We start from the raw sequence: 21095 nt of genomic DNA, 5'->3' as shown, positions 1-21095 counted from the left end.
CGGCAGCCGGCCGCAATGTCCAACGCCTGGGCAGGTGTCCAGCACGTGATCCGAGGAGGAGCACCATGCCGAGCCCACTGCTCACCACCGACGACGTCGCCGCCCGCTTCCGCACGAGCCCGGCCACGGTCCGCTACTGGCGCCACGCCGGTATCGGGCCGGCCGGGGTCAAGGTGGGTCGCCGGGTCCTTTACGAGGAAAGCGAGTGTGACCGCTGGTGGGAGGCCAAGCGGTCGGCAGCCCTCGCTGCCGCTCTCGCCGTCTCCTGACCGGGCCCAGCGCCGAGGTCGCTCACCGGCCCAGCACGGTGGCGGCCTCGGCGCTGACGACCTTGCGGCCGATGTCACGGAACCGGGCCCGAGCGATGACCGCCCCGCCCTCGGTGGGCAGGAAGGAGATCTTCCCGTAGGTGCCGACGGGCAACGGGGGTCGACCTGCGCCCACCAGACATCATCTCCGCATCGTTTCCGGTGCATTGATGATGTCTGGTGGAGGCTCTGCAGGCCATACCTGCAGGTCAGGCTCCCCCGTCTGGACTCGAACCAGAAACCGTTCGATTAACAGTCGAATGCTCTGCCAATTGAGCTACGGGGGACCGTGTCGTGCGGGTCCCGAGATTACCCCACGCGGGCGGACCCCCCGGGGGCGGCCCCCGGGCGTGTCGGGCCGGTAGCGTCGGACGTCCCCCGCCACCCCCCAGGAGGTCTCCCCCGTGGCCAAGTTGTCCTTCCTCGCCGGCTTCGGCGCCGGGTACGTGCTGGGCGCGCGTGCCGGCCGCGAGCGGTACGAGCAGATCCGCCGCGCCTACGAGCACGCCAAGGACGACCCGCGGCTGCAGTCGGCCGCCGGCACCCTGCGGGCCCAGGCCGACCACGCCGTCTCCGACCTCCGCACCCAGCTGCGCGGCCGCTGACTCAGCGGGTGGCGTCCTCGCCGTCCACGGCCTCGGCCAGCCGCGCCCGGGCGACCTCGCGCGCCGCGGGGTCGTCGCGGTCGGCGTCGTCGTCGAACACGACGCTCCACTCCCGCGCGGCCTGACCGGGCACCCGCCGGGCGACCAGGAGCACGCCGCCCCCGGCCGGAAGCGGGTGCCGCCTGCTGGCCACCACGGTCTGGTCGACCCGCCGCCGCACGACGGCCGGGAGCTCCCCGGCGTCCTCCAGCACGTACCGGGTCACCGGGCCCCGGGCCTGCACCCCCGGCTCGACCTCCACCAGCGGCGTGACGGCGAAGGACCCGCCCCCGTCCGCCGCGGTCCAGCGGGCGTGCCCGACCAGGTGCCAGGGCAGCACCTCACCGCCGGGGACCGCGCGCAGCCCGACCGAGCTCGCGACCAGCCAGCCGCCCCCGGCCCGCGAGCCCCAGGCCAGCACGTCCTCGTCGCCGGCCGCGGTGACCACCTCGGCGGGCGGGCGGCCGAAGCGCTGCACCAGCCGGCGGAACGGGTTCACGCCGAGAGACCGCCGATGGCCCGTTCGCGCAGCGCCCGCGCCTCCTGCTCGAGCGCGACGAGCTGGCCGAACACCTTGGTGTACTCGTCGGCGGACTCCACCGGGTTCATCCGCTGCAGCCGGCCCTTGAGCGCGGCCACCCGGCGCACGGCGGCCATCTCCTGCAGCCGGGCCAGCACCGCGTGCACGTACCCGCTGTCGGGCTCGTCGGCCGGGGACTTCAGCGGCTCCACGGCCAGCGCGGGCAGCAGCCGCCGGACGTCGTCGGTGCCGGCGTGCTGGCCCACCTGGTCCACCCACGCGGCGCCGCTGACGGTGGCCGAGGCCGCACCGCCCGCGGCGGCCACGGCGACGGCCACCGCCGCGTAGTCGGCGTGCGTCCAGGACTCCGGGGCGATCGCGTCGAAGGCCGGGCCGGCCAGCTCCGGGCACTGCAGCGCGGTCTTGACCGCCTCCCGCTCGATCTCGGCGGCGGCGTCGTCGGCGGTGCGGGCCGGCGCCTTGGGGCGCGACCGCGGCCGTGCGGACGGCGCACCCTCGCCGGTCGCGGCCCGCACCCGCTCGAGCACCTCGGCCTCGTCGGTGTTGCCGAGCATGCCGGCGAGCTGGCGGGCGTAGGCCGGCCGCAGCGCGTGGTCCTTGATCTGGGCGACCATCGGGACCGCCTTGTCCAGGGCGTGCACCCGGCCCTCGACGGTGTCCAGGTCGTAATCGGCCAGGGTCGTCTTGAGCACGAAGGCGATCAGCGGCACACGCCGGGCGACCAGGTCGCGGACGGCGGCGTCGCCGTGCGCCTGGCGCAGCTCGCAGGGGTCGCGGCCGTCGGGCTCGACGGCGACGAAGGTCTGCCCGACGAAGCGCTGGTCCTCGGCGAAGGTCTTCATCGCGGCGGCCTGGCCCGCCTTGTCGCCGTCGAAGCAGTAGACGACCTCACCGCGGAACTCGTCCTGGTCCATGAGCAACCGGCGCAGCACGTTGATGTGCTCGGCACCGAAGGCCGTGCCGCAGGAGGCGACCGCGGTGGTGACACCGGCAATGTGGCAGGCCATCACGTCGGTGTAGCCCTCGACGACGACGGCGCGGTGCTGGCGGGCGATGTCGCGCTTGGCCCGCTCCACGCCGTAGAGCACCGTCGACTTCTTGTACAGCGGTGTCTCGGGGGTGTTGAGGTACTTCGGGCCCGGGTCGTCGTCGGCGAGCTTGCGGGCGCCGAACCCGATGACGTCGCCGGTGATGTCCCGGATGGGCCACAGCAGCCGGCGGTGGAACCTGTCGATGTAGGTGCCGCGCGAGGACTGCTTGGACAGGCCCGCGGTCTCCAGCTCCTGCTGGCTGAACCCGGCCTGCCGCAGGTGCTTGGTCAGGGTATCCCAGCCGGCCGGGGCGAAGCCGCAGTCGAAGTCGGCGGCCATCTCGCGGGTGAACCCGCGCTGGGCCAGGAAGGTGCGGGCGATCGCGGCGTCGGGGGTGGCCAGCTGGGCGCGGTAGAACTCCGCGGCGGCGGTGTTGGCGGCGACCAGCCGGGCGCGCTGGCCGGCCGCGGCCCGGTCGGGGGCGCCGGTGGGCCGGCCGCCGTCGTCCTCGTACTGCAGCTGGACGCCGGCCCGCCCCGCCAGCAGTTCGACGGCCTCGCTGAAGGTCAGGTGGTCGATGTCCTGCACGAACTTGATGACGTCGCCGCCGGCGCCGCAGCCGAAGCAGTGGAACAGGCCCCGGGTCGGGGTGACGTGGAACGAGGGCGACTTCTCGTCGTGGAAGGGGCACAGGCCCTTGAGCGACCCGCCGCCGGCCCGCTTGAGCTGCAGGTGCTCGCCGACGACCTCGTCGATCTTGGCCCGCTCGCGCACGGTGGCGATGTCGGCGGCCCGGATCCGCCCGCGACCGGCCATCAGACGGCCACCGGCCGGGTGCGCCGCCGGGTGACCAGGGCGACCCAGAGCAGGAACACCTGCTGGTCCAGCGGCACCCCGGGGGCCGGGTCCAACGACAGGGCGGCGGTCCAGGACGTGGCCGACGTGGTGCCCAGCACCCGGCCGCCGCTGGTGAACCGGTGCGTCCCGTGCGCGGCCGACACCAGCTCCATCGCCACCGGCTCCTCGTGCAGCTCGATCTCCCACAGGTCGGTCGCGAACCCGGTGCGCCGGGCCCGGAACCGGGCGGCTGCGTCGTCGTCCTGCTGGGCGAGGAGCTGGTCGCGCTCGCCGCGGTAGGTCCAGGCCCGGTCGCCGACGGTCGCCGCAACGGTCTCCTGCCAGCCCCGCGACCGCAGGGAGGCCACGACGGCACCGTCGGCGAGGACGGGGGTCAGCTTGTCGCGCACCCCGTCGGTCATGGTCTCGCCCAGCACCAGCACCGCTCCCCCTCCTGCTCCCCGACCATCATCCCAGCGTGCTGCCCGGCACGGCCCGCGGTGTGGACGGAGCTCACCCGATGCCCGGGGCGCCGGCGACGCTCTCGCCGGTGACGCGGTAGAGCAGGTAGGCCGCGGTCTCCCGGAGGATGTAGCGGAACTGCGTGGTGCGGGTCTGCACGGCCGGGCCCTGCCGGGTCGGCGAGCTGGCCGCGTCGATGCCGGAGTCCTCGGCCATCCGCTCGGCGCGCATCGCGTGCCACGGGTCGGTGACCAGCACGGCGGTGCTCCAGCCGCGCTGGCCGAACTCCGCGGCGACCAGCCGCATGCTCTCCAGGGTGTCGACGCCGTCGGTCACCGGCACCAGGTCCTCGGCCGGGACGCCGGCCTGCTCCAGGTAGTCGCGGCCGGCCTCGGCCTCGGTGAACTCGTCGCCGCCGCGCTTCCCGCCGACGGTCACCACCACCGGCGCCACGCCCTCGCGCCACAGCTGCAGCGCGTGCTCCAGCCGGGCCTCGAAGATCGAGCTGGGGACGCCGTTGTACTGCGCCGACCCCAGCACGACGATCGCGTCGGACGGGGGCTCGGAGTCCTGCCGGGCGGTCCACCAGATCGCGGCGGCCGTGGAGACGACCACCAGGGCGACGGCGAGCACGGCGGCGCCCACGGCGCGCCCGACGAAGCCTCCGACCATGCCGACATGGGTACCACGCCCGGCCGTGCCGCGGTCAGGACAGGCCGCAGACCCTCGCGCCGTCCTCGGGGACGACCGTCAGCTCGACGGTGGTCACCGCGCCCCCGTCGTCCCAGGTGACCGGGACCTGCTCGGTGCGCTCCTCGCCGGTGCCGCGGACCGGCGTGCCGACGGTCGGCGTCCCGGGCCGCAGGTACTCCCCCGCCACCTGGTCCGGCTGCAGCCGGGTCTGCTCGTCCTGGCACAGCAGGCCCCACGCGGTCTCGGAGTCGCCGGCGGCCAGCGCCCGGCTGAACACGTCGGCCACCTGGCTCGCCTGCTCACCGGCGGTGCCCTGCAGCAGCGGCAGCGCGACGACGGCGCCGACCGCGACCGCGACCGTGCCCACCCCGATGGCCAGCAGCAGGCCACGGCGGGAGCGGCCGGGACCCGCGTGCAGCGGCTGCGGGTCGTCGTCGTAGAGGTACTCCGGGGCGCCGCTCACCCGCCGCTGACCTCCAGCTCGGCCCCGGCCGGGGGCCGGGGGTCGTCGCGGTCGTCCAACCAGCCCTCAGGCAGCGCGACCGGCCGCGGGGACGACGTCCGGCCGCGCGGGGCGCCGAGGACGGCGGTCGGGTACGGCTGGTCCTCCACCCGGGCCAGCAGCCCGGCGAGCTCGTCCAGCGAGCTGACCATGGCCAGCGCCCGGCGCACCTCGGAGCCGACGGAGAAGCCCTTGGTGTACCAGGCGACGTGCTTGCGGAAGTCCGCGCAGCCGTGCGCCTCGCCGTGCTCGTCGGCCAGCAGGGTGGCGTGCCGGTGCATGACCGCGGCCACCTCGCCGAAGGTCGGCAGCGCCCGCTGCGCGGAGCCGGCGAAGGCGGCGGCCAGGTCGCCGAACAGCCAGGGCCGGCCCAGGCAGCCGCGGCCGACGACGACCCCGGCGCACCCGGTCTCGGCGACCATCCGCAGCGCGTCGTCGGCCTCCCAGACATCGCCGTTGCCCAGCACCGGGATGTCCACGGCCTCGACCAGGCGGGAGATGTAGCTCCAGTCCGCCGTCCCGCTGTAGAGCTGGTCGGCGGTGCGGCCGTGCAGCGTGATGGCCGCGGCACCGGCGTCGGCGGCGATCCGGCCGGCGTCGAGGTAGGTGTGGTGCTCGGGGTCGATGCCGATGCGGGTCTTCACGGTGACCGGCACGTCGCGCGCGGCGCGCACGGCGGCGGCGACGATGTCGGCGAAGAGCCGGCGGCGCCACGGCAGGGCCGACCCGCCGCCCTTGCGGGTCACCTTGGGCACCGGGCAGCCGAAGTTGAGGTCGACGTGGGCGGGCCGGGTGCCGGCGACGCACTCGTCGACCAGCATCTCCACCGCCCGCCCGACGGTGGCCGGGTCGGTGCCGTAGAGCTGCACGGAGAACGCGTCGTGCTCCTCGGTGGTCGCCCGGACCATCCGCAGGGTCTTCTCGTTGCGCTCCACCAGCGCCCGGGTGGTGATCATCTCGCAGACGTAGAGCCCGGCCCCGAACTCGCGGCACAGCGTGCGGAACGCGGGGCCGGTGATGCCGGCCATCGGCGCGAGGACCACCGCCGGGTCGACGGTCAGCGCGCCCAGCCGCAGCGGCGGCAGCGCGCCCGGCCGCGGCGGCGGCGGTGCGGTGTCGAGGACGGCGGTCACCGGTCCAGGGTAGGCGGGGCGCCGAGCCAGCCGTTCGCGTCGGCGATGCGCACCGCCTCGGCGCGGGTGCGGGCACCGGTCTTGCCGATCGCGGCCGACAGGTGGTTGCGCACCGTGCCCGGCGCCAGGTGCAGCGCGGCGGCGAGGTCGGCGACCGTCCCGCCGCCCTGCGCGGCGGCCAGCACCTCGGTCTCCCGCTGGGACAGCGGCGAGTCCCCCGCGGTGAGGGTCTCCGCGGCCAGCACGGGGTCCACCACCCGCAGCCCGGCGTGCACCCGGCGCACCGCGTCGGCCAGCTCCCGGGCCGGGGTGTCCTTGACCACGAACCCGGCCGCACCGGCGTCCACCGCGCGGCGCAGGTAGCCCGGCCGGCCGAACGTCGTCACCACCAGCACCCGGCAGCCCGGCACCGCCCGGCGCAGCTGCGCAGTGGCGGCGATGCCGTCCAGCCCGGGCATCTGGACGTCGACCAGCGCGACGTCGACCGCGTGCTCCCGGACGGCGGCCACCACCTGGTCGCCGCGGCCGACCTCGGCGACCACCTCGAGGTCCGCCTCCAGGTCCAGCAACGCGGCCAGCGCCCCGCGGACCAGCGCCTGGTCGTCGGCCAGCAGCACCCGGATCACGCGGCCCCCGACCCGACCACCAGCCGCAGCCGGTACCCGCCGCCGGGCACCGGCCCGGACACCAGCCGCGCACCGGCGGCCTCGGCCCGGGCCCGCAGACCGGCCAGCCCGGTGCCGGCGGCGGTGACGCCGACCCCTCGGCCGTCGTCGACGACCTCCAGGCACCCGGCGTCCCAGTGCACCCGGCAGCGCCGGGCCGCCGAGTGCCGCACCACGTTGGTGACGCCCTCGCGCAGCACCCAGGCGTACAGCTCGCGGTGCGCCGCCGAGGCACCCTCCACCGACAGCGGCAGGTCGGCCTCGATGCCGGCGGAGCCCAGCGCGCGGCGGGCCGCGGCCAGCTCACCGGCCAGGGAGACCTCGCGGGTGCCGGCGACGGTGGCCCGGACGTCGGCCAGCGCGCTGCGGGCCAGCTGCTCGATCTCGGCGACCTCGGTGCGGGCGCGGTCGGGGCCGGTGGCCTCGATGAGCCGGCCCACCAGCTCGGTCTTGACGGTGATGACGGTCAGCGAGTGGCCGAGGATGTCGTGCACGTCGCGGGCCACCCGCTCCCGTTCGCGGCTGACCGCCAGGTCCACGACGAGCTCGCGCGCCCGGGAGAGCTGGGCGTTGCGCAGCAGCACCTGGTCGACGCCGTAGGCGGCGAAGCAGGCCAGCAGCAGCTCGGGCAGGAAGTCCCACTGCGGCTCCCAGCCGGGCAGGCCGTAGCCCAGCCCGACGGCCGAGGCGGTCAGCCCGGCGACGGTGAGGAGTGCCTCCCGCTTCGGCAGGCCCATGACCGCGGCGACCCCGAGGTAGACGTAGCCGACCAGCACGTCCTCGCCGGCCGCCGGCTCGGCGGCGACCAGCAGCGCCACGCCGGCCACCAGCGTCGCGGCGACCACCGCCTGGGGTACCGGCTCCCCGGCGGCCCGGACCCGGCGGAGCCAGTGGAAGAAGACCGCGAACCCGGCGGCGAAGGCGGCCAGCGCCGCCAGCGCCAGCACCCTGGTCCCCGGGGCGGGCGCACCCCAGGCGGTGTGCACCGGCTGCAGCAGGTAGACCAGCCACACCACGGCGAACAGCCCGCCCCAGCGCCACGGCGGGCGCACGCCCAGCTGCGGGTCGTCGAGCACCGTGCCCGTCACGACGACCACCTCCGGGGGCCATCCTGCTCCGCGGCGGGGGGTGTCGGTGCTGGTCACACGCGCGCGGTGTCGCGGCGGAAGCGCAAGGCGGCCCCGACCCCGAACACCGCGGTCCAGACGGCCACGTTGAGCACCGCGGTGACCAGCGAGCCCTCGTCGGTCAGCGGCATCCGGGCCAGCACGCCCACCCCGTAGGCCGGGGTGTACTCCGCGAGGTCCCGGAAGGTCTGGCCCAGCACGTCCAGCGGCACGAACAGGCCACCGAGGAAGGCCAGCACCGCCAGCAGCGGGCCGAGCAGCTGCATCACGTTCTCCGAGGGCAGCAGGTAGCCGGCCAGCAGACCGAGGGCGGCGAACACGAGGGCACCGAGCCAGGCGACCAGGCCGGAGACCACCCACACCCAGGCGTCCATCCGGGCCCCGCCCAGCACCCCGGCGGCCAGGAACACGACCACGACGGCGATGGCGCCCATGACCATCGCCGACAGCAGCTTGGTGGCGATGTAGGCGGCGGGCCGCAACGGGGTGAGCCGCAGCTGCCGGGACCACCCGACGGCCCGCTCGACGGACACCTGGGCCCCGGCCGAGGTGGTGGCGATCATCGCGCCGTAGACGGCCAGGCTGATCATCACGTAGGCCGACACGTTGCCCCGGCCGGCGGTCTGGTCGGCGTAGGAGGCCCCGCCGAACAGGAAGTAGAAGGCCGGCGGCAGCACGACGGTGAAGACCAGCGTGCGGCGGTTGCGCACCAGGCGACGGACCTCGAGGGCGAGGAAGCCGAGGGAGAAGCCGCCGGCCCTCGGGGCGCGGCGGACGGGGACGGCGGTCACCGGGCACCGCCGTGGGCGGAGGTGAGGGCCAGGAAGGCGTCCTCGAGCCCGCGCGAGGCGATCTGGACGTCGTGGGCGGCGGTGGCGGTGAGCAGGTGGCGGGCGACGACGTCGGAGTCGGCGCTGTGCACGTGCACGGTGCTGCCGCGCAGCTCGACGTCCTCGACGCCGGGCAGTGCGCGGAGGTCGGCCAGGTGGTGGTCGGCGTCCGGCAGGGTGGCGGTGACCGTGCGGCCGGCGGACAGGGCCCGGATCTCCGCGGCGGTGCCGTCGGCGACGACCCGCCCGCCCGCGACGAGGACGACCCTGTCGGCGTAGGCGTCGGCCTCCTCCAGGTAGTGGGTGGCGAACAGCACGGTGCGGCCCTGCTGGGCGTCGGCGCGGATCGCCGTCCAGAAGTCGCGGCGGCCCTCGACGTCCATGCCGGTCGTGGGCTCGTCGAGCACGAGCAGCTCCGGCTCGGGCAGCAGCGCCATCGCGAAGCGGAGCCGCTGCTGCTGACCACCCGAGCACTTCCCGACGCGGCGGTCGGCGATGTCGGCGATGCCGGCGCGCTCGAGGACCTCGGCGACCGGGCGGCTGTGCGCGAACAGCCCGGCGGTGAGCCGGACGGTCTCGGCGACGGTGAGGTCCTTGAGCAGGCCGCCGGTCTGCATGACCGCGGCGACCAGGCCGTGCGCGACGGCGGTGCGCGGGGGCAGCCCGTGCACCTCGACCGACCCGGCGTCGGGGCGGGAGAGGCCGAGCAGCATGTCGATCGTCGTCGTCTTGCCCGCGCCGTTGGGGCCGAGGAAGGCGACGACCTCGCCGGCGCGGACGGTGAGGTCCAGCCCGTCGACGGCGGTCACGGCGCCGAAGCGCTTGGTCAGCCCCACGAGCGCGACGGCGGGCGGGGTCTGGGGAGGTGCCGACGCCGGGGGCGCCGCGGTGGTCTCGGTCACGGCACCACCGTGCCGATCAGCCGGCCGGCGCACATCGGCCGCGCATCACCACCTCGCCGTGACACCTGTCATGAGGTGGGTCGACCCACCCGCGTGTCCCGTGCTCCAGGGCATGCCGTGGACCGAGGGACAGCGCGGTGGGTCCACCCACCGCTCAGCAGCCGACGAGGCGCTGGCCCAGGTAGCCGACGACCTGGTCGAGGGCGACGCGCTCCTGGGTCATGGTGTCGCGGGAGCGCACGGTGACGGCCTGGTCCTCGAGGGTGTCGAAGTCGACGGTCAGGCAGAACGGCGTCCCGATCTCGTCCTGGCGGCGGTACCGGCGGCCGATGGCGCCGGCGTCGTCGAACTCCACGTTCCAGTTCTTCCGCAGCTCCGCGGCGAGGTCGCGGGCCTTGGGCGAGAGGTCGGCGTTGCGCGACAGCGGCAGGACGGCGGCCTTGACCGGCGCCAGCCGCGGGTCCAGGGCGAGCAGGGTGCGGGTGTCGGTGCCGCCCTTGGCGTTGGGCGCCTCGTCCTCGCGGTAGGCCTCCACCAGGAAGGCCATCAGCGAGCGGGTGAGCCCGGCTGCCGGCTCGATGACGTAGGGGGTCCACCGCTCGTTGGTCGCCTGGTCGAAGTAGGACAGGTCGGTGCCCGAGTGCTGGGTGTGGGTGGACAGGTCGAAGTCGGTGCGGTTGGCGATGCCCTCCAGCTCGCCCCACTCCGAGCCCTGGAAGCCGAAGCGGTACTCGATGTCGACGGTGCGCTTGGAGTAGTGCGACAGCTTCTCGGCCGGGTGCTCGAAGTGCCGCAGGTTGGCGGCGTCGATGCCCAGGTCGGTGTACCAGCGGGTGCGCTCGTCGATCCAGTACTGGTGCCAGGTCTCGTCCTCGCCGGGCTTGACGAAGAACTCCATCTCCATCTGCTCGAACTCCCGCGTCCGGAAGATGAAGTTGCCCGGGGTGATCTCGTTGCGGAAGCTCTTGCCGATCTGGCCGATGCCGAACGGCGGCTTCTTGCGGGCGGCGCCCATGACGTTGGCGAAGTTGACGAAGATGCCCTGCGCGGTCTCCGGGCGCAGGTAGTGCAGCCCGGACTCGTCCTCGACCGGGCCGAGGTAGGTCTTGAGCATCATGTTGAAGTCGCGCGGCTCGGTCCAGGAGCCGGTGGTGCCGCAGTTCGGGCAGGTGATCTCGGTCAGCCCCTCGGGCAGCCGGCCCTTCTTGGCCTCGAAGGCCTCCTCGAGGTGGTCGGCGCGGAACCGCTTGTGGCAGTTGAGGCACTCGGTCAGCGGGTCGGTGAAGACCCCGACGTGGCCGGAGGCGACCCAGGTCTGGCGCGGCAGGATGACCGAGGAGTCCAGGCCGACGACGTCCTCGCGGCTCTGCACCACGGTGCGCCACCACTGCTTCTTGATGTTCTCCTTGAGCTCGACGCCGAGCGGGCCGTAGTCCCAGGCGGAGCGGGTGCCGCCGTAGATCTCACCGGCGGGGAAGACGAAGCCCCGTCGCTTGCAGAGGTTGACCACCTTGTCCAGGCGGGCGGGGTCGGCGGTGCGGGCGGTGCTCAACGGAGGATCTCCATCCGGCTGGCGGTCGGCGGTTGCCCTGCAACGCTAGACGCCCCCCGCGACCTCATTCCGCGGCACCGTCGTCGAGGTACACCCCGGGCTCGTCCACCGCGTGCAGCCACACCGGCGCCCCGGCGACCTTCACCTCGTGGGCCGACAGCGCGCGGCGGTAGGAGCCGACGCCGTCCCAGGTGGTGAGCAGGGCCGACAGACCCGGGTCGTCGGCCGCCGTCCCGTACTCCCCGGTCAGGAACCCGGGCCGCTGCCGCAGCGCGGTGAGCAGCAGCGCCGCGTCGGCGCGCAGGGCGGCCGGGTCGTCGGTGCGGAACCTGGTGAGCGCGAACACGGGCATCCCCCGGGAAGTTGACAATGGTTCTCACATGCGCCGACGATGGTGGCATGACCGCCGCCCCGCTCCCGCTGCCCCGGCGGCTCCCCGAGGACGTCGCCGCCGCCAGCGAGCTGCTGTCGGCGCTGGCCGCGCCGCTGCGCCTGTCCATCGTGTCCCTGCTCGACGAGCACGGCACCCTCTGCGTGCACGAGCTGGTCGAGGCGCTCGGCGTCCCGCAGCCCCTGGTCTCCCAGCACCTGCGGGTGCTGCGCGGCGCCCGGCTGGTCGCCGGCGACCGCCGCCACCGCGAGGTGCACTACCGCCTCGTCGACTCCCACGTGGGCCACATCGTGCGCGACGCGCTGGAGCACGCCGGGCACGGCGACGTCCCGGCTGCGACGATCGGCTGATGGTCCGCACCACCCGCCAGCGCACCGCGGTCGCGGCGGTCTTCGACCAGCTCGAGGGTTTCCACAGCGCCCAGGAGGTGCACGCCCGGCTGCGCGCCGAGGGCGACACCGTGGGCCTGTCGACGGTCTACCGCGCCGTGCAGGCCCTGGCCGACGACGGCGAGCTGGACTCGATCCGCACCGACACCGGCGAGGCGCTCTACCGGCGCTGCAGCACCCGCCACCACCACCACCTGGTCTGCCGCAGCTGCGGCCGCACCGTCGAGGTCGAGGGCCCGGCCGTCGAGCGGTGGGCCGACCGGGTGGCCGACGAGCACGGCTTCGCCGACGTCAGCCACACGCTGGAGATCTTCGGCACCTGCGCGGCCTGCCGCGACGCCGGTGCGCCGACGGGCTGAGGTCCTGGTCGGGGGCTGCGGGCCTCCCTAGACTCGCTGCCCGGTGGTCGCGCGGGCCCCACGGAGACGGAGGGGGCGGGCGGTGGAGTCCGGGCAGTTCGGCAGCTACCGCATCGAGTCGCTGATCGGCCGCGGCGGCATGGGCGAGGTCTACCGCGCCTGGGACACCGAGCACGAGCGCACCGTCGCCCTCAAGGTCCTCTCCGAGCACCTGGCCGCCGACCGCGGCTACCGGGAGCGCTTCCGCCGCGAGGCGCACGCCGCGGCCCGGCTCAACGAGCCGCACGTGGTGCCGATCCACCGCTACGGCGAGATCGACGGCCGGCTGTTCCTGGACATGCGGCTGGTGCAGGGCGACGACGTGGCCACCGTGCTGCACCGCGAGGGCCGGATGACCCCGGAGCGGGCGGTGTCGGTGATCAGCCAGGTCGCGCAGGCGCTGGACGCCGCGCACGCCGACGGCCTGGTGCACCGCGACGTCAAGCCCTCCAACGTGCTGCTCACCGGCAGCGGGGACGCCGAGTTCGCCTACCTGGTCGACTTCGGCATCGCCCGCTCCACCAGCGACTCCCAGGGCCCCTCGCTCACCATGACCGGCGCCGCGCTGGGCTCCTTCGACTACATGGCGCCCGAGCGGTTCCTGGAGCAGCCGGTCGACCGCCGGGTCGACGTCTACGCCCTGGCCTGCGTGCTCTTCGAGTGCCTCACCGGCCGGCGGCCCTTCCCGCGCGAGGGGCTGGCCGCGCAGATGTTCGCCCACGTCAACACCGAGGTCGACCGCCCGTCCGCGCTGGTGCCGGGGCTGCCCGCGGGCCTGGACGCGGTGGTCGCCCGGGGCATGGCCAAGGACCCCGCCGGCCGGCCGGGCAGCGCCGGCCAACTGGCCGCGCAGGCCCGCGCCGCGCTGCGGGCCGGGCCGGCGCGCACCGAGGTCGTGGTGCCGCAGCTGCCGCCGAACCCGGTGCAGCGGCCCGTCCCGCAGACCGTCGGGTTCACCGACCCCTCCGGCGGCGGGGGCTGGTCGGGCCCGCCGCCGGCCTGGACCGGTGGCGGCACCGGTCCCGGGTGGGGTGCGCCCCCGCCACCGGCTGCGCCGTCGCGCACCTCCCCCGCCCTGGTCGTCGCCCTGGTCGCCACTGTCGTCGTCGCCGTCCTGGTGGTGGTCGCCGTCGTCGCCACCCGCGGCGGCGGTGGCAGCGACGCCGTCGCCACGACCACGGCTGCCACCACGACCGCGGAGGCGACGACGACGGCGTCGAGCACCACGAGCACGCCGGGGACGACCGAGCCCACCGAGCCCACCGGCGGCAACGACGCCCTGCTCACCCGGCTGCCCGGTGACTTCGACCCCGCCGACTGCGAGGACAACGACCTGCCCGGGGACGGCGCCGACGCCGCGGTGCGCTGCTCCGCGGCGCTCTCGGGGCCGGTCCCGCGGTCGGGCAACTTCTACGGCTACCCCGACACCGGCACGCTGCGCGACGCCTTCAGCGGCGACGTCGACCGGCAGGGCCTGGCCGAGATGTCCTCGCTGGCCGACTGCGCGACCGCCCGCGGCTGGATCGACTACGCGGGCCAGGACGGCGGCCGAGCCGGGTCGGTGGCCTGCTTCGTCAACGCCGACGGCGACGGCGTGGTGGCCTGGACCCAGGAGGACGCCCTCGCCGAGGGGTTCGTGTTCATCAGCGACGGGGAGACCCGGCTGGCCGAGCTGTTCGAGTGGTGGAACGACGCCGACCGGAGCGACTTCCAGGCCGGCTGAGTCCGCACGGCCCCCTACGATCGACGCCACGACGGGGGCAGGCCCCGCCGCGCACGCCCGAGGGAGGCCCGTGGAGCCCGGTCGGTTCGGGGCCTACCGCATCGAGGAGCTCATCGGTCGCGGCGGCATGGGCGAGGTCTACCGGGCCCACGACACCGAGCACCGCCGGACCGTCGCGCTCAAGGTGCTCTCCGCCGGCCTGGCCGGGGACGCCGGCTACCGGGAGCGGTTCCGCCGCGAGGCGCACGCGGTCGCCCGGCTCTCCGAGCCGCACGTCATCCCCATCCACCGCTACGGCGAGGTCGACGGCCGGCTGTTCCTGGACATGCGGCTGGTGCAGGGCGTCGACCTCGGCGACCTGCTGCACCGCGAGGGAGCCCTCGAGCCGGCCCGGGCGGTCGCCGTCGTGGCCCAGGTCGCGCGGGCGCTGGACGCCGCGCACGCCGAGGGCCTGGTGCACCGCGACGTGAAGCCCTCCAACGTGCTGGTCACCGGCGAGCCCGGGGACGAGTTCGTCTACCTGGTCGACTTCGGCATCGCGTGGTCGGCGGGTGACTCCGCCACCGCGTCGCTCACCCAGACCGGGTCGGCGGTCGGCTCGTTCGACTACATGGCCCCCGAGCGCTTCGCGGAGCGCCCGGTGGACGCCCGCACCGACGTCTACGCGCTGGCCTGCGTGCTGTTCGAGTGCCTGGCCGGCCGGCGGCCGTTCACCGGCGAGGGCCTCGCCGCGATGATGTACGCCCACCTCAACGCCGTCCCGCCGCGGGTGTCGTCGGTCCGGCCGGGCCTGCCGCCGGGGCTGGACGACGTGGTCGCGCGCGGGTTGGCCAAGGACCCGGCGCAGCGCTGGCCCTCGGCCGGCGCGCTGGCCGCGGCGGCCCGGGCGGCGCTGAGCACCGGCGGGGTCACCCCGCAGCGGGACAACGGCCCGGCGCCCGGCCCCCCGCCGCCGCCACCGCAGGCCGTGGGCACGGCCGCGCCGTCCTGGTCCGCGCCGCCGGCTCCCGGTCCGGGCTGGCGCGGGCCCGCGCCGGTGCCGGTCACCCACCCCGGGCCGGCCACCCGACGCCGCTGGCTGCCGTGGGCGGCGGCCGGGGCGGCCGCGGTGGCGGCCGCCGTCGTGCTGGCGGTCGTGCTGTCGGGGGGCGGGGACGCCGGGGACACCACCGCGCCCACGACGTCCGCCGCGCCGACCACCTCGGCGGAGGAGGCCGCGCTGCGCGACCGGCTGCCCGCCGCGCTGACCGGGTGCGCGTCCGCGACGCCGGACGGCGTCGGGGAGGACGCCCGGGTCCAGTGCGCGGCCGACCAGCCGGGACCGACGTCGGTGCGGGTGTCGGCCTACGCGGACGCCGACGACGCCGACGCCGCCTTCCTCGGGCTGGTGGACCGGGGCGACCTGCCGCCGCTGCAGGCGCGCGACACCTGCCCGACGTCCACCGGCTACTACTACTGGCGCGACGCCGACCAGCAGACCGCCGGCCGGGTGGGCTGCATGACGACCACCCGCGGCGACGCCGTGCTCTTCTGGAGCTCCAGCGCCCAGCAGCTGCTCGTCGTCGCCACCTCCGCCGGCACCGGCGCCGACGGCCTGGCCGAGCTCACCGACTGGTGGACGGCGACCCGGGACTCCTTCGGCTGAGGCGCCGGGGACTCAGGCCTTGCCGAAGCGCCGCTGGCGGGACGCGTACTCCTCGCACGCGGCCCACAGGTGCCGTCGGTCGAAGTCCGGCCACAGCACGTCCTGGAAGACCAGCTCGGCGTAGGCGGACTGCCAGAGCAGGAAGTTCGACGTGCGGTTCTCCCCGGAGCTGCGCAGGAAGAGGTCGACATCGGGCATGTCGGGCTCGTCGAGGAACCGCGCGACGGTCTTCTCGCTGATCCGGTCGGGGTCCAGCCGGCCGGCGGCGACCTCCCGGCCGATGGCGCGCGCGGCGTCGGCGATCTCCGCCCGGCCGCCGTAGTTCACGCACATGGTCAGGGTGAGGACGTCGTTGTCACGGGTGAGCTCCTCGGCGACCTCGAGCTCCTTGATCACCGAGCCCCAGAGCCTCGGCCGGCGGCCGGCCCAGCGGACCCGGACGCCGAGCTCGTGCATCTCGTCGCGGCGGCGGCGGATCACGTCGCGGTTGAACCCCATGAGGAAGCGCACCTCCTCGGGGCTGCGCTTCCAGTTCTCGGTGGAGAACGCGTACGCGCTGATCGCGCCGATGCCCAGCTCGATCGCGCCCTCGACGCAGTCGAACAGCGAGGACTCCCCCGCCTCGTGGCCCTTGGTGCGGGGCAGGCCGCGCTCCTTGGCCCACCGGCCGTTGCCGTCCATGACCACGGCGACGTGGTGGGGCACCTTGTCGCGCGGGATGTCCGGCGGCCGGACGCCGGAGGGGTGCGGGTTCGGGGGGCGGACGGCCCGCCTCACGACCGGTCCACCAGGCTCAGCGAGCGCAGCCCGCGCTCCAGGTGCCACTGCAGCAGCGCGGCCACGAGCCCGCTCCCCTCGCGTCGGTTGATCCCCTGGCTGGCCTCGGCCGTGGCCCAGTCGCCGGTGAGCAGGGCGTCCAGCAGCTCGACGGTGACCGGGCTGGGCATCGCCGACCCGGTCGGCCGGCAGGCCGGGCACACCATGCCGCCGCCCGGCACGGAGAAGTGCCGGTGCGGGCCGGGCTCGGCGCAGCGCGCGCAGTCGCTGAGCGCGGGCTCCCAGCCGGCGACGGACATGGCGCGCAGCAGGAAGGCGTCCAGCACCAGGCCCGGCGGGTGCGCCTGCTCGGCCAGGCTGCGCAGCGCACCGATGACCAGCAGGAACATCCGCAGCGAGGGCTCCTTCTCCTCGGCGGTGAGCCGGTCGGCGGTCTCCAGCACCGCGGTGCCGGCCGTGTAGGCGCGGTAGTCGGCCACGATCGCCGGGCCGTAGGAGTGCAGCGACTCGGCCTGGCTGACGATGTCGAGGTTGCGCCCGGTGTAGAGCTGCAGGTCGACGTGGCTGAACGGCTCGAGCCGGGCGCCGAACTTGCTCTTCGTGCGGCGCACGCCCTTGGCCACCGCCCGGACCTTGCCGGTGCGGCGGGTGAGCACGGTGACGATGCGGTCGGCCTCGCCCAGCTTCTGCACCCGCAGCACGACGCCCTCGTCGCGGTAGAGGGACTTCGGGGTGGTGCTCACTCAGTAGCCCAGCCGCTGCAGCTTCTTGGGGTCGTCCTGCCACTCGCCGAGGACGGTGACGTGCAGCGCCAGGTGCACCCGGCCGCCGAGCAGGTGCTCCAGCCCCACCCGTGCCTCGCTGCCGATGGCCTTGATGGTGGCCCCGCCCTTGCCCAGCAGCATCGGCTTCTGGCTGGGCCGCTCGCAGTGCAGCAGCACGTGCAGCTCGGTGAACACCGCGTCGGGGTCGCGGGGGTCGGGCTTGCGGACGATCTCCTCGACGCTGACGGCCAGGGAGTGCGGCACCTCCTGGCGCACCTTCTCCAGCGCGGCCTCGCGGACCAGCTCCGCGATCTGCCGCTCCAGGTCGTCGTCGGTGAGCTGGTCGTCGGGGTAGAGCGGCGGGCCCTCGGGCAGCATGCCGATCAGCAGGTCGGCGAGCAGGTCGACCTGGTCGTCGGCCACGGCGCTCACCGGTACGACCTCGCGGGCCTCGACCAGCTGCGAGGCGGCCACGAGCTGCTCGGTGATCTGCTTCTTCGACGCCGCGTCGGTCTTGGTGACCACCAGGACGACCGGGGTGCTGACGTTCTTCAACTGCCGGGCGATGAACGCGTCACCGGCGCCGACGGGCTGGTCGGCCGGGATGCAGAACACGACCACGTCGACCTCGGTGAGGGTGTCGCGGACGACGTCGTTGAGGCGTTGGCCGAGCAGGCTCTTGGGCTTGTGCAGGCCGGGGGTGTCGACGAGGACCAGCTGGCCCTCGGGCCGGTGCACAACGCCGCGGATGGCGTGCCGGGTGGTCTGCGGCCGGTTGCTGACGATGCCGACCTTGTCGCCGACGAGACGGTTGGTCAGCGTGGTCTTGCCGGCGTTGGGGCGACCGACCAGCGCGACGAAGCCGCTGCGGTACGGCACCTCCGGGTTGCTCACGCCGACCAGTCTCCCACCGGGGTCCGACAACGCTTGCGAGGATGGAGCCATGGCCCGACGCACGCGACGCCCGAACGACGAGCCGCCCGCGGTGCGCGCCGCCCGCGACCGGGAACGGCACGTCAGCCAGGTCACCAGCTACGGGTTCTTCGCCCGGCGCGGCCCGAAGCGGTCGGTCACCGTCACCCCCGCGCCGCTGCGGTACTGGCAGTACCTGCTGGTGTCCCCCGGCGTCGCGGCCGCCACGGTCGCCGCGGTCGTCGTGTGGCTGGTGGCGCTGGGCCTGATCAGCGGGTGGGCCGCCGCCCGGTCGGAGACGCCGCTGGCCATCGTCCTCGGGCTGCTGGTGCTGGTGCTGGCGACCAGCCGGCTCACCGTCTCGGACTTCGCGGTCTCCACCGACATCGCCGGGGTGCGGCAGACCTCGTCGTTCGGCGTGGTGCCGCTGGTGCTGGTCGAGGACGTCGTCCGCGCCCCCGCGCCGGCGGACTGGCCACGGGCCAAGCGGCGCGGCGGCTGGTGGCCGGGGCGCCGGCGGGTCGTCGTCCGGCACCTCGCCGCCGACGGCGAGCGCGACCGGGCCTTCTCCGTCTGGGTGCGCGACCCGCAGGCCTTCGCCGAGGCGCTGGACCGCCCGCTGGAGTAGGCGTCAGGCGGTGGTGACCAGGGTGCCGTCGGGTCCGGCCAGGTACACCGGGGCACCCGGGGCGAGGTCGTGGACGGCGGCCAGCCCGGCCTCCTCCACCGCGCCCGCGGCCGACACCACGGCGGCGGCCTCCAGGCCCTCGACCCCCGAGGACACCGCGGCGGCGACGGCGGCCTGCAGGGCCGACAGCTGCAGCGACGGCAGCGCGACGGTGGCCGCGAGGTAGGTGCGGCCGTCGGTGTCGCGGACGGCGGCCCCCTCCGGCGCGCCGGTGCGGCCGCGGGCGGAGCGGGCGAGGGTCACGAGCTTGGCGTCCTCGGTGTCGAGCTGGGTCACGGGGCCACCTTCTCAGGCCCGTCCGCGCCCTCGGCGGCGAGGGCGGCGGCCTCCTTCTTCTCCCGCTTGCGCCGGCGCCGCTCGGCCCGCTCGTCGTCCTCGGGCTCGTCGGTCTCCTCCGGCTCGCCCTCGGCGGTCTCGGGCTCCTCCTCGACCCGGCGGACGAGCATCGTGTCGATCTGGTTGCGCCGACCGCCGGTGGACTCGGCGAGCAGGTGCAGCTCGCCGACCACGGTCTCCGAGCCCTCGATGGGCACCCGGCCGATGGCGCGGGCGAGCAGACCGCCGACGGTCTCGACGTCGTCGTCCTCGGGCAGCTCGACCCGGAACAGGTCGGCGAGGTCCTCGACCGGCAGCCGGGCGGTGACCCGGTAGGACCCGTCGGGCAGCTCCTCGACCGGGGGCCGGTGCACCGCGTCGTGCTCGTCGTCGATCTCCCCGACGATCTCCTCGAGGATGTCCTCGATGGTCAGCAGGCCGGCGAAGCCGCCGTACTCGTCGACCACGACGGCCATGTGGATGCGGCGGGCCTGCATGTCGCGCAGCAGCACGTCCACCGGCTTGGACTCCGGGACGAAGGAGGCCGGGCGCATGATCTCCTCGACCCGGATCCGGCTGGTGTCCTGGTCGCCCTGCGTGCGGCGGACAAGGTCCTTGAGGTAGACCACGCCGACGATGTCGTCGACGTTCTCCCCGATGACCGGGATGCGGCTGAACCCGCTGCGCAGCGCCAGCGCCAGGGCCTGCCGGAGGTTCTTCGAGCCCTCCACGAAGACCACGTCGGGGCGGGGCACCATGACCTCGCGCGCGATCGTGTCGCCGAGGGAGAACACCGACTGGATCATGTTGCGCTCGCCGGACTCCACCACCCCGCGCTCCTCGGCGATGTCGACCAGCTCGCGCAGCTCGACCTCGGTGGAGAACGGGCCGTCGCGGAAGCCGCGGCCGGGGGTGATGGCGTTGCCCAGCAGGATCAGCAGCGTGGACACCGGCCCGAGCAGCCGGCCCAGCAACCGGGTCGGGCCCGCCGCGGCCAGCGCGATGGAGTAGGCGTGCTGGCGGCCCAGCGTGCGGGGGCCGACGCCGACGAGCACGTAGCTGACCACCGTCATGACCGCGGCGGCGGTGACCACGCCGGCCGCCACGCCGTCGAACTGGACGAACAGGATGACGGCGATCAGCACCGCCGCGGTCGTCTCGCAGACGATGCGCAGCAGGAGCAGCAGCGACACGTGCCGGGCCCGGTCCTCGACCACGGCCAGCAGCGCGCCGGCCCGCCGGACGCCGTCGCGCCGCATGGTCTCCACGCGGGCGCGCGAGATCCCCTGCAGGGCCGCGTCGACGGCGGCGAAGACACCGGCCAGGGGGACGAGCAGGACGGCGATCACCAGCAGGGTGATCGCGGTGGGGCTCATCGCGGCGCGGTCTCCTCGCCGGTGACCTGGTCGCGCGGCACGGAGGCGAACTTCTTCAGGAGGTCGGACTGCAGGCCGAACATCTCCTTCTCCTCGTCGGGCTCCATGTGGTCGTAGCCGAGGATGTGCAGCACGCCGTGCGTGGCCAGCAGCAGCAGCTCGTCGTCCATGGTGTGGCCGGCGGCGCGGGCCTGGCGGATGGCGACGGCCGGGCACAGCACGACGTCGCCGAGCAGCTCGGGGCCCGGGTCGGGGTCGTCGGGCCGGCCGGTGTCCAGCTCGTCCATGGGGAAGGCCAGCACGTCGGTGGGGCCCTTCTCGCCCATCCACCGCTCGTGCAGGCTCGCCATGTGGTCGACGTCGACGCACAGCACCGACAGCTCGGCCAGCGGGCTGACGCCCATCTCGCCGAGCACGAAGCGGCAGACGCCGGTCAGCGACGTCTCGTCGACGGCGATGCCGGACTCGTTGGCGACCTCGACGGCCACGG

At 75.0% G+C, this 21095-nt stretch carries 26 protein-coding genes and 1 tRNA gene; 7 read left to right on the top strand and 20 right to left on the bottom strand.

The window, feature by feature from the left end; all coding sequences use genetic code 11:
* Window positions 1–65: 65 nt before the first annotated feature.
* On the top strand, window positions 66–269 hold the full coding sequence (locus tag BLT39_RS12780; RefSeq protein WP_091063637.1) for a helix-turn-helix transcriptional regulator: 204 nt from the start codon (window positions 66–68) through the stop codon (window positions 267–269).
* 22 nt (window positions 270–291) lie between these two features.
* Here BLT39_RS12780 and BLT39_RS23325 read toward each other — a convergent pair whose 3' ends face one another.
* The gene (locus BLT39_RS23325) at window positions 292–423 is read right to left on the bottom strand and encodes a hypothetical protein (RefSeq protein ID WP_278246982.1); all 132 of its coding nucleotides are present in this window, start codon (window positions 421–423) and stop codon (window positions 292–294) included.
* 99 nt (window positions 424–522) lie between these two features.
* Window positions 523–595: transfer RNA gene (locus BLT39_RS12775), tRNA-Asn, on the bottom strand.
* Window positions 596–712: 117 nt separating this feature from the next.
* On the opposite strand from BLT39_RS12775, the gene BLT39_RS12770 reads away from it, so the two are divergent.
* Window positions 713–913 (top strand): hypothetical protein, encoded by a 201-nt coding sequence (locus tag BLT39_RS12770; protein ID WP_091063633.1) that lies wholly within the window; start codon window positions 713–715, stop codon window positions 911–913.
* Window position 914: 1 nt separating this feature from the next.
* On the opposite strand, the gene BLT39_RS12765 is transcribed toward BLT39_RS12770, so the two are convergent.
* The 12 genes from BLT39_RS12765 to BLT39_RS12710 all read right to left on the bottom strand — a co-directional run bounded on the left by BLT39_RS12765 (window position 915) and on the right by BLT39_RS12710 (window position 11579).
* On the bottom strand, window positions 915–1451 hold the full coding sequence (locus tag BLT39_RS12765) for a hypothetical protein (RefSeq protein WP_091063630.1): 537 nt from the start codon (window positions 1449–1451) through the stop codon (window positions 915–917).
* A complete protein-coding gene (gene dnaG / locus BLT39_RS12760) occupies window positions 1448–3340 on the bottom strand; it encodes a DNA primase (RefSeq protein WP_091063627.1) in 1893 nt (630 codons plus the stop codon). The genes BLT39_RS12765 and dnaG overlap by 4 nt, the downstream gene beginning before the upstream one ends.
* A complete protein-coding gene (locus BLT39_RS12755) occupies window positions 3340–3804 on the bottom strand; it encodes a hypothetical protein (RefSeq protein ID WP_091063624.1) in 465 nt (154 codons plus the stop codon). Before BLT39_RS12755 ends, dnaG begins: the two co-directional genes overlap by 1 nt.
* Before the next feature lie 70 nt (window positions 3805–3874).
* Window positions 3875–4495 carry a YdcF family protein gene (locus BLT39_RS12750; protein WP_091063622.1) on the bottom strand — a complete coding sequence of 207 codons (621 nt, stop codon included), beginning with the start codon at window positions 4493–4495 and terminating at the stop codon, window positions 3875–3877.
* Between the two features lie 34 nt (window positions 4496–4529).
* Window positions 4530–4979: an Rv0361 family membrane protein gene (locus BLT39_RS12745; protein WP_091063618.1), complete on the bottom strand. Its 450-nt coding sequence runs from the start codon at window positions 4977–4979 to the stop codon at window positions 4530–4532.
* A complete protein-coding gene (dusB, locus tag BLT39_RS12740) occupies window positions 4976–6151 on the bottom strand; it encodes a tRNA dihydrouridine synthase DusB (RefSeq protein WP_091063615.1) in 1176 nt (391 codons plus the stop codon). The genes BLT39_RS12745 and dusB overlap by 4 nt, the downstream gene beginning before the upstream one ends.
* Window positions 6148–6777 carry a response regulator transcription factor gene (locus BLT39_RS12735; protein ID WP_091063611.1) on the bottom strand — a complete coding sequence of 210 codons (630 nt, stop codon included), beginning with the start codon at window positions 6775–6777 and terminating at the stop codon, window positions 6148–6150. The genes dusB and BLT39_RS12735 overlap by 4 nt, the downstream gene beginning before the upstream one ends.
* Complete coding sequence (locus tag BLT39_RS12730) at window positions 6774–7904, bottom strand: sensor histidine kinase (RefSeq protein WP_131801487.1); 1131 nt, start codon at window positions 7902–7904, stop codon at window positions 6774–6776. The genes BLT39_RS12735 and BLT39_RS12730 overlap by 4 nt, the downstream gene beginning before the upstream one ends.
* Before the next feature lie 53 nt (window positions 7905–7957).
* Complete coding sequence (locus BLT39_RS12725; protein ID WP_091063606.1) at window positions 7958–8734, bottom strand: ABC transporter permease; 777 nt, start codon at window positions 8732–8734, stop codon at window positions 7958–7960.
* Window positions 8731–9675 carry an ABC transporter ATP-binding protein gene (locus tag BLT39_RS12720; protein ID WP_091063602.1) on the bottom strand — a complete coding sequence of 315 codons (945 nt, stop codon included), beginning with the start codon at window positions 9673–9675 and terminating at the stop codon, window positions 8731–8733. Before BLT39_RS12720 ends, BLT39_RS12725 begins: the two co-directional genes overlap by 4 nt.
* 154 nt (window positions 9676–9829) lie before the next feature.
* On the bottom strand, window positions 9830–11227 hold the full coding sequence (locus BLT39_RS12715) for a glycine--tRNA ligase (RefSeq protein WP_091063599.1): 1398 nt from the start codon (window positions 11225–11227) through the stop codon (window positions 9830–9832).
* Window positions 11228–11291: 64 nt separating this feature from the next.
* A complete protein-coding gene (locus BLT39_RS12710) occupies window positions 11292–11579 on the bottom strand; it encodes an antibiotic biosynthesis monooxygenase (protein WP_165640264.1) in 288 nt (95 codons plus the stop codon).
* Window positions 11580–11626: 47 nt separating this feature from the next.
* Here BLT39_RS12710 and BLT39_RS12705 point away from each other — a divergent pair, with 47 nt between their 5' ends.
* The 4 genes from BLT39_RS12705 (at window position 11627) to BLT39_RS12690 (ending at window position 15773) form a co-directional block, all read left to right on the top strand.
* Window positions 11627–11968 (top strand): ArsR/SmtB family transcription factor, encoded by a 342-nt coding sequence (locus BLT39_RS12705; RefSeq protein WP_091063596.1) that lies wholly within the window; start codon window positions 11627–11629, stop codon window positions 11966–11968.
* Window positions 11968–12366 carry a Fur family transcriptional regulator gene (locus BLT39_RS12700; protein ID WP_091063593.1) on the top strand — a complete coding sequence of 133 codons (399 nt, stop codon included), beginning with the start codon at window positions 11968–11970 and terminating at the stop codon, window positions 12364–12366. Before BLT39_RS12705 ends, BLT39_RS12700 begins: the two co-directional genes overlap by 1 nt.
* 82 nt (window positions 12367–12448) lie before the next feature.
* A complete protein-coding gene (locus BLT39_RS12695; RefSeq protein WP_091063590.1) occupies window positions 12449–14128 on the top strand; it encodes a serine/threonine-protein kinase in 1680 nt (559 codons plus the stop codon).
* A 70-nt stretch (window positions 14129–14198) separates the two neighbouring features.
* Window positions 14199–15773, top strand: coding sequence for a serine/threonine-protein kinase (locus BLT39_RS12690; protein ID WP_207507927.1), 1575 nt, complete (start codon window positions 14199–14201; stop codon window positions 15771–15773).
* Window positions 15774–15785: 12 nt separating this feature from the next.
* Here the strand turns inward: BLT39_RS12690 and BLT39_RS12685 are convergent, their stop codons facing one another.
* Genes BLT39_RS12685 through era form a run of 3 tightly spaced genes read right to left on the bottom strand, consistent with a single transcriptional unit; the run spans window position 15786 to window position 18208 of the window.
* Complete coding sequence (locus tag BLT39_RS12685) at window positions 15786–16550, bottom strand: isoprenyl transferase (RefSeq protein WP_091063586.1); 765 nt, start codon at window positions 16548–16550, stop codon at window positions 15786–15788.
* Window positions 16547–17293: a DNA repair protein RecO gene (recO, locus tag BLT39_RS12680; protein WP_091063583.1), complete on the bottom strand. Its 747-nt coding sequence runs from the start codon at window positions 17291–17293 to the stop codon at window positions 16547–16549. Before recO ends, BLT39_RS12685 begins: the two co-directional genes overlap by 4 nt.
* Window positions 17294–18208: a GTPase Era gene (gene era / locus BLT39_RS12675; RefSeq protein ID WP_242658370.1), complete on the bottom strand. Its 915-nt coding sequence runs from the start codon at window positions 18206–18208 to the stop codon at window positions 17294–17296. It abuts the gene before it with no gap.
* A gap of 49 nt (window positions 18209–18257) precedes the next feature.
* Between era and BLT39_RS12670 the strand changes: the two genes are divergently transcribed.
* A complete protein-coding gene (locus BLT39_RS12670; protein ID WP_091063575.1) occupies window positions 18258–18854 on the top strand; it encodes a hypothetical protein in 597 nt (198 codons plus the stop codon).
* Window positions 18855–18857: 3 nt separating this feature from the next.
* On the opposite strand, the gene BLT39_RS12665 is transcribed toward BLT39_RS12670, so the two are convergent.
* From BLT39_RS12665 to ybeY, 3 genes are read right to left on the bottom strand one after another with little or no spacing between them, the layout of a single operon-like run.
* Entirely contained in the window at window positions 18858–19190 is a 333-nt protein-coding gene (locus BLT39_RS12665) for a cytidine deaminase (protein WP_091063571.1), read from the bottom strand.
* Complete coding sequence (locus BLT39_RS12660; protein WP_091063568.1) at window positions 19187–20605, bottom strand: hemolysin family protein; 1419 nt, start codon at window positions 20603–20605, stop codon at window positions 19187–19189. The genes BLT39_RS12665 and BLT39_RS12660 overlap by 4 nt, the downstream gene beginning before the upstream one ends.
* Window positions 20602–21093: an rRNA maturation RNase YbeY gene (gene ybeY, locus BLT39_RS12655; protein WP_091063563.1), complete on the bottom strand. Its 492-nt coding sequence runs from the start codon at window positions 21091–21093 to the stop codon at window positions 20602–20604. Before ybeY ends, BLT39_RS12660 begins: the two co-directional genes overlap by 4 nt.
* Window positions 21094–21095: the final 2 nt, after the last annotated feature.

This window comes from Klenkia brasiliensis (assembly GCF_900100695.1).
GTDB classification, from domain to species: Bacteria; Actinomycetota; Actinomycetes; order Mycobacteriales; family Geodermatophilaceae; genus Klenkia; species Klenkia brasiliensis.
The sequence above is the reverse complement of the archived record's forward strand: the minus strand, read 5'-3'. Positions and strand labels throughout refer to the sequence as shown.

Excerpts from the sequence above, each read along its gene's own strand:
- BLT39_RS12700 (WP_091063593.1), top strand. The coding sequence starts at position 11,968 with ATGGTCCGCACCACCCGCCAGCGCACCGCGGTCGCGGCGGTCTTCGAC.
- BLT39_RS12705 (WP_091063596.1), top strand. The coding sequence starts at position 11,627 with ATGACCGCCGCCCCGCTCCCGCTGCCCCGGCGGCTCCCCGAGGACGTC.
- BLT39_RS12710 (WP_165640264.1), bottom strand. The coding sequence starts at position 11,579 with ATGCCCGTGTTCGCGCTCACCAGGTTCCGCACCGACGACCCGGCCGCC.
- BLT39_RS12780 (WP_091063637.1), top strand. The coding sequence starts at position 66 with ATGCCGAGCCCACTGCTCACCACCGACGACGTCGCCGCCCGCTTCCGC.
- BLT39_RS12750 (WP_091063622.1), bottom strand. The coding sequence starts at position 4,495 with ATGGTCGGAGGCTTCGTCGGGCGCGCCGTGGGCGCCGCCGTGCTCGCC.
- BLT39_RS12660 (WP_091063568.1), bottom strand. The coding sequence starts at position 20,605 with ATGAGCCCCACCGCGATCACCCTGCTGGTGATCGCCGTCCTGCTCGTC.
- dnaG (WP_091063627.1), bottom strand. The coding sequence starts at position 3,340 with ATGGCCGGTCGCGGGCGGATCCGGGCCGCCGACATCGCCACCGTGCGC.
- BLT39_RS12670 (WP_091063575.1), top strand. The coding sequence starts at position 18,258 with ATGGCCCGACGCACGCGACGCCCGAACGACGAGCCGCCCGCGGTGCGC.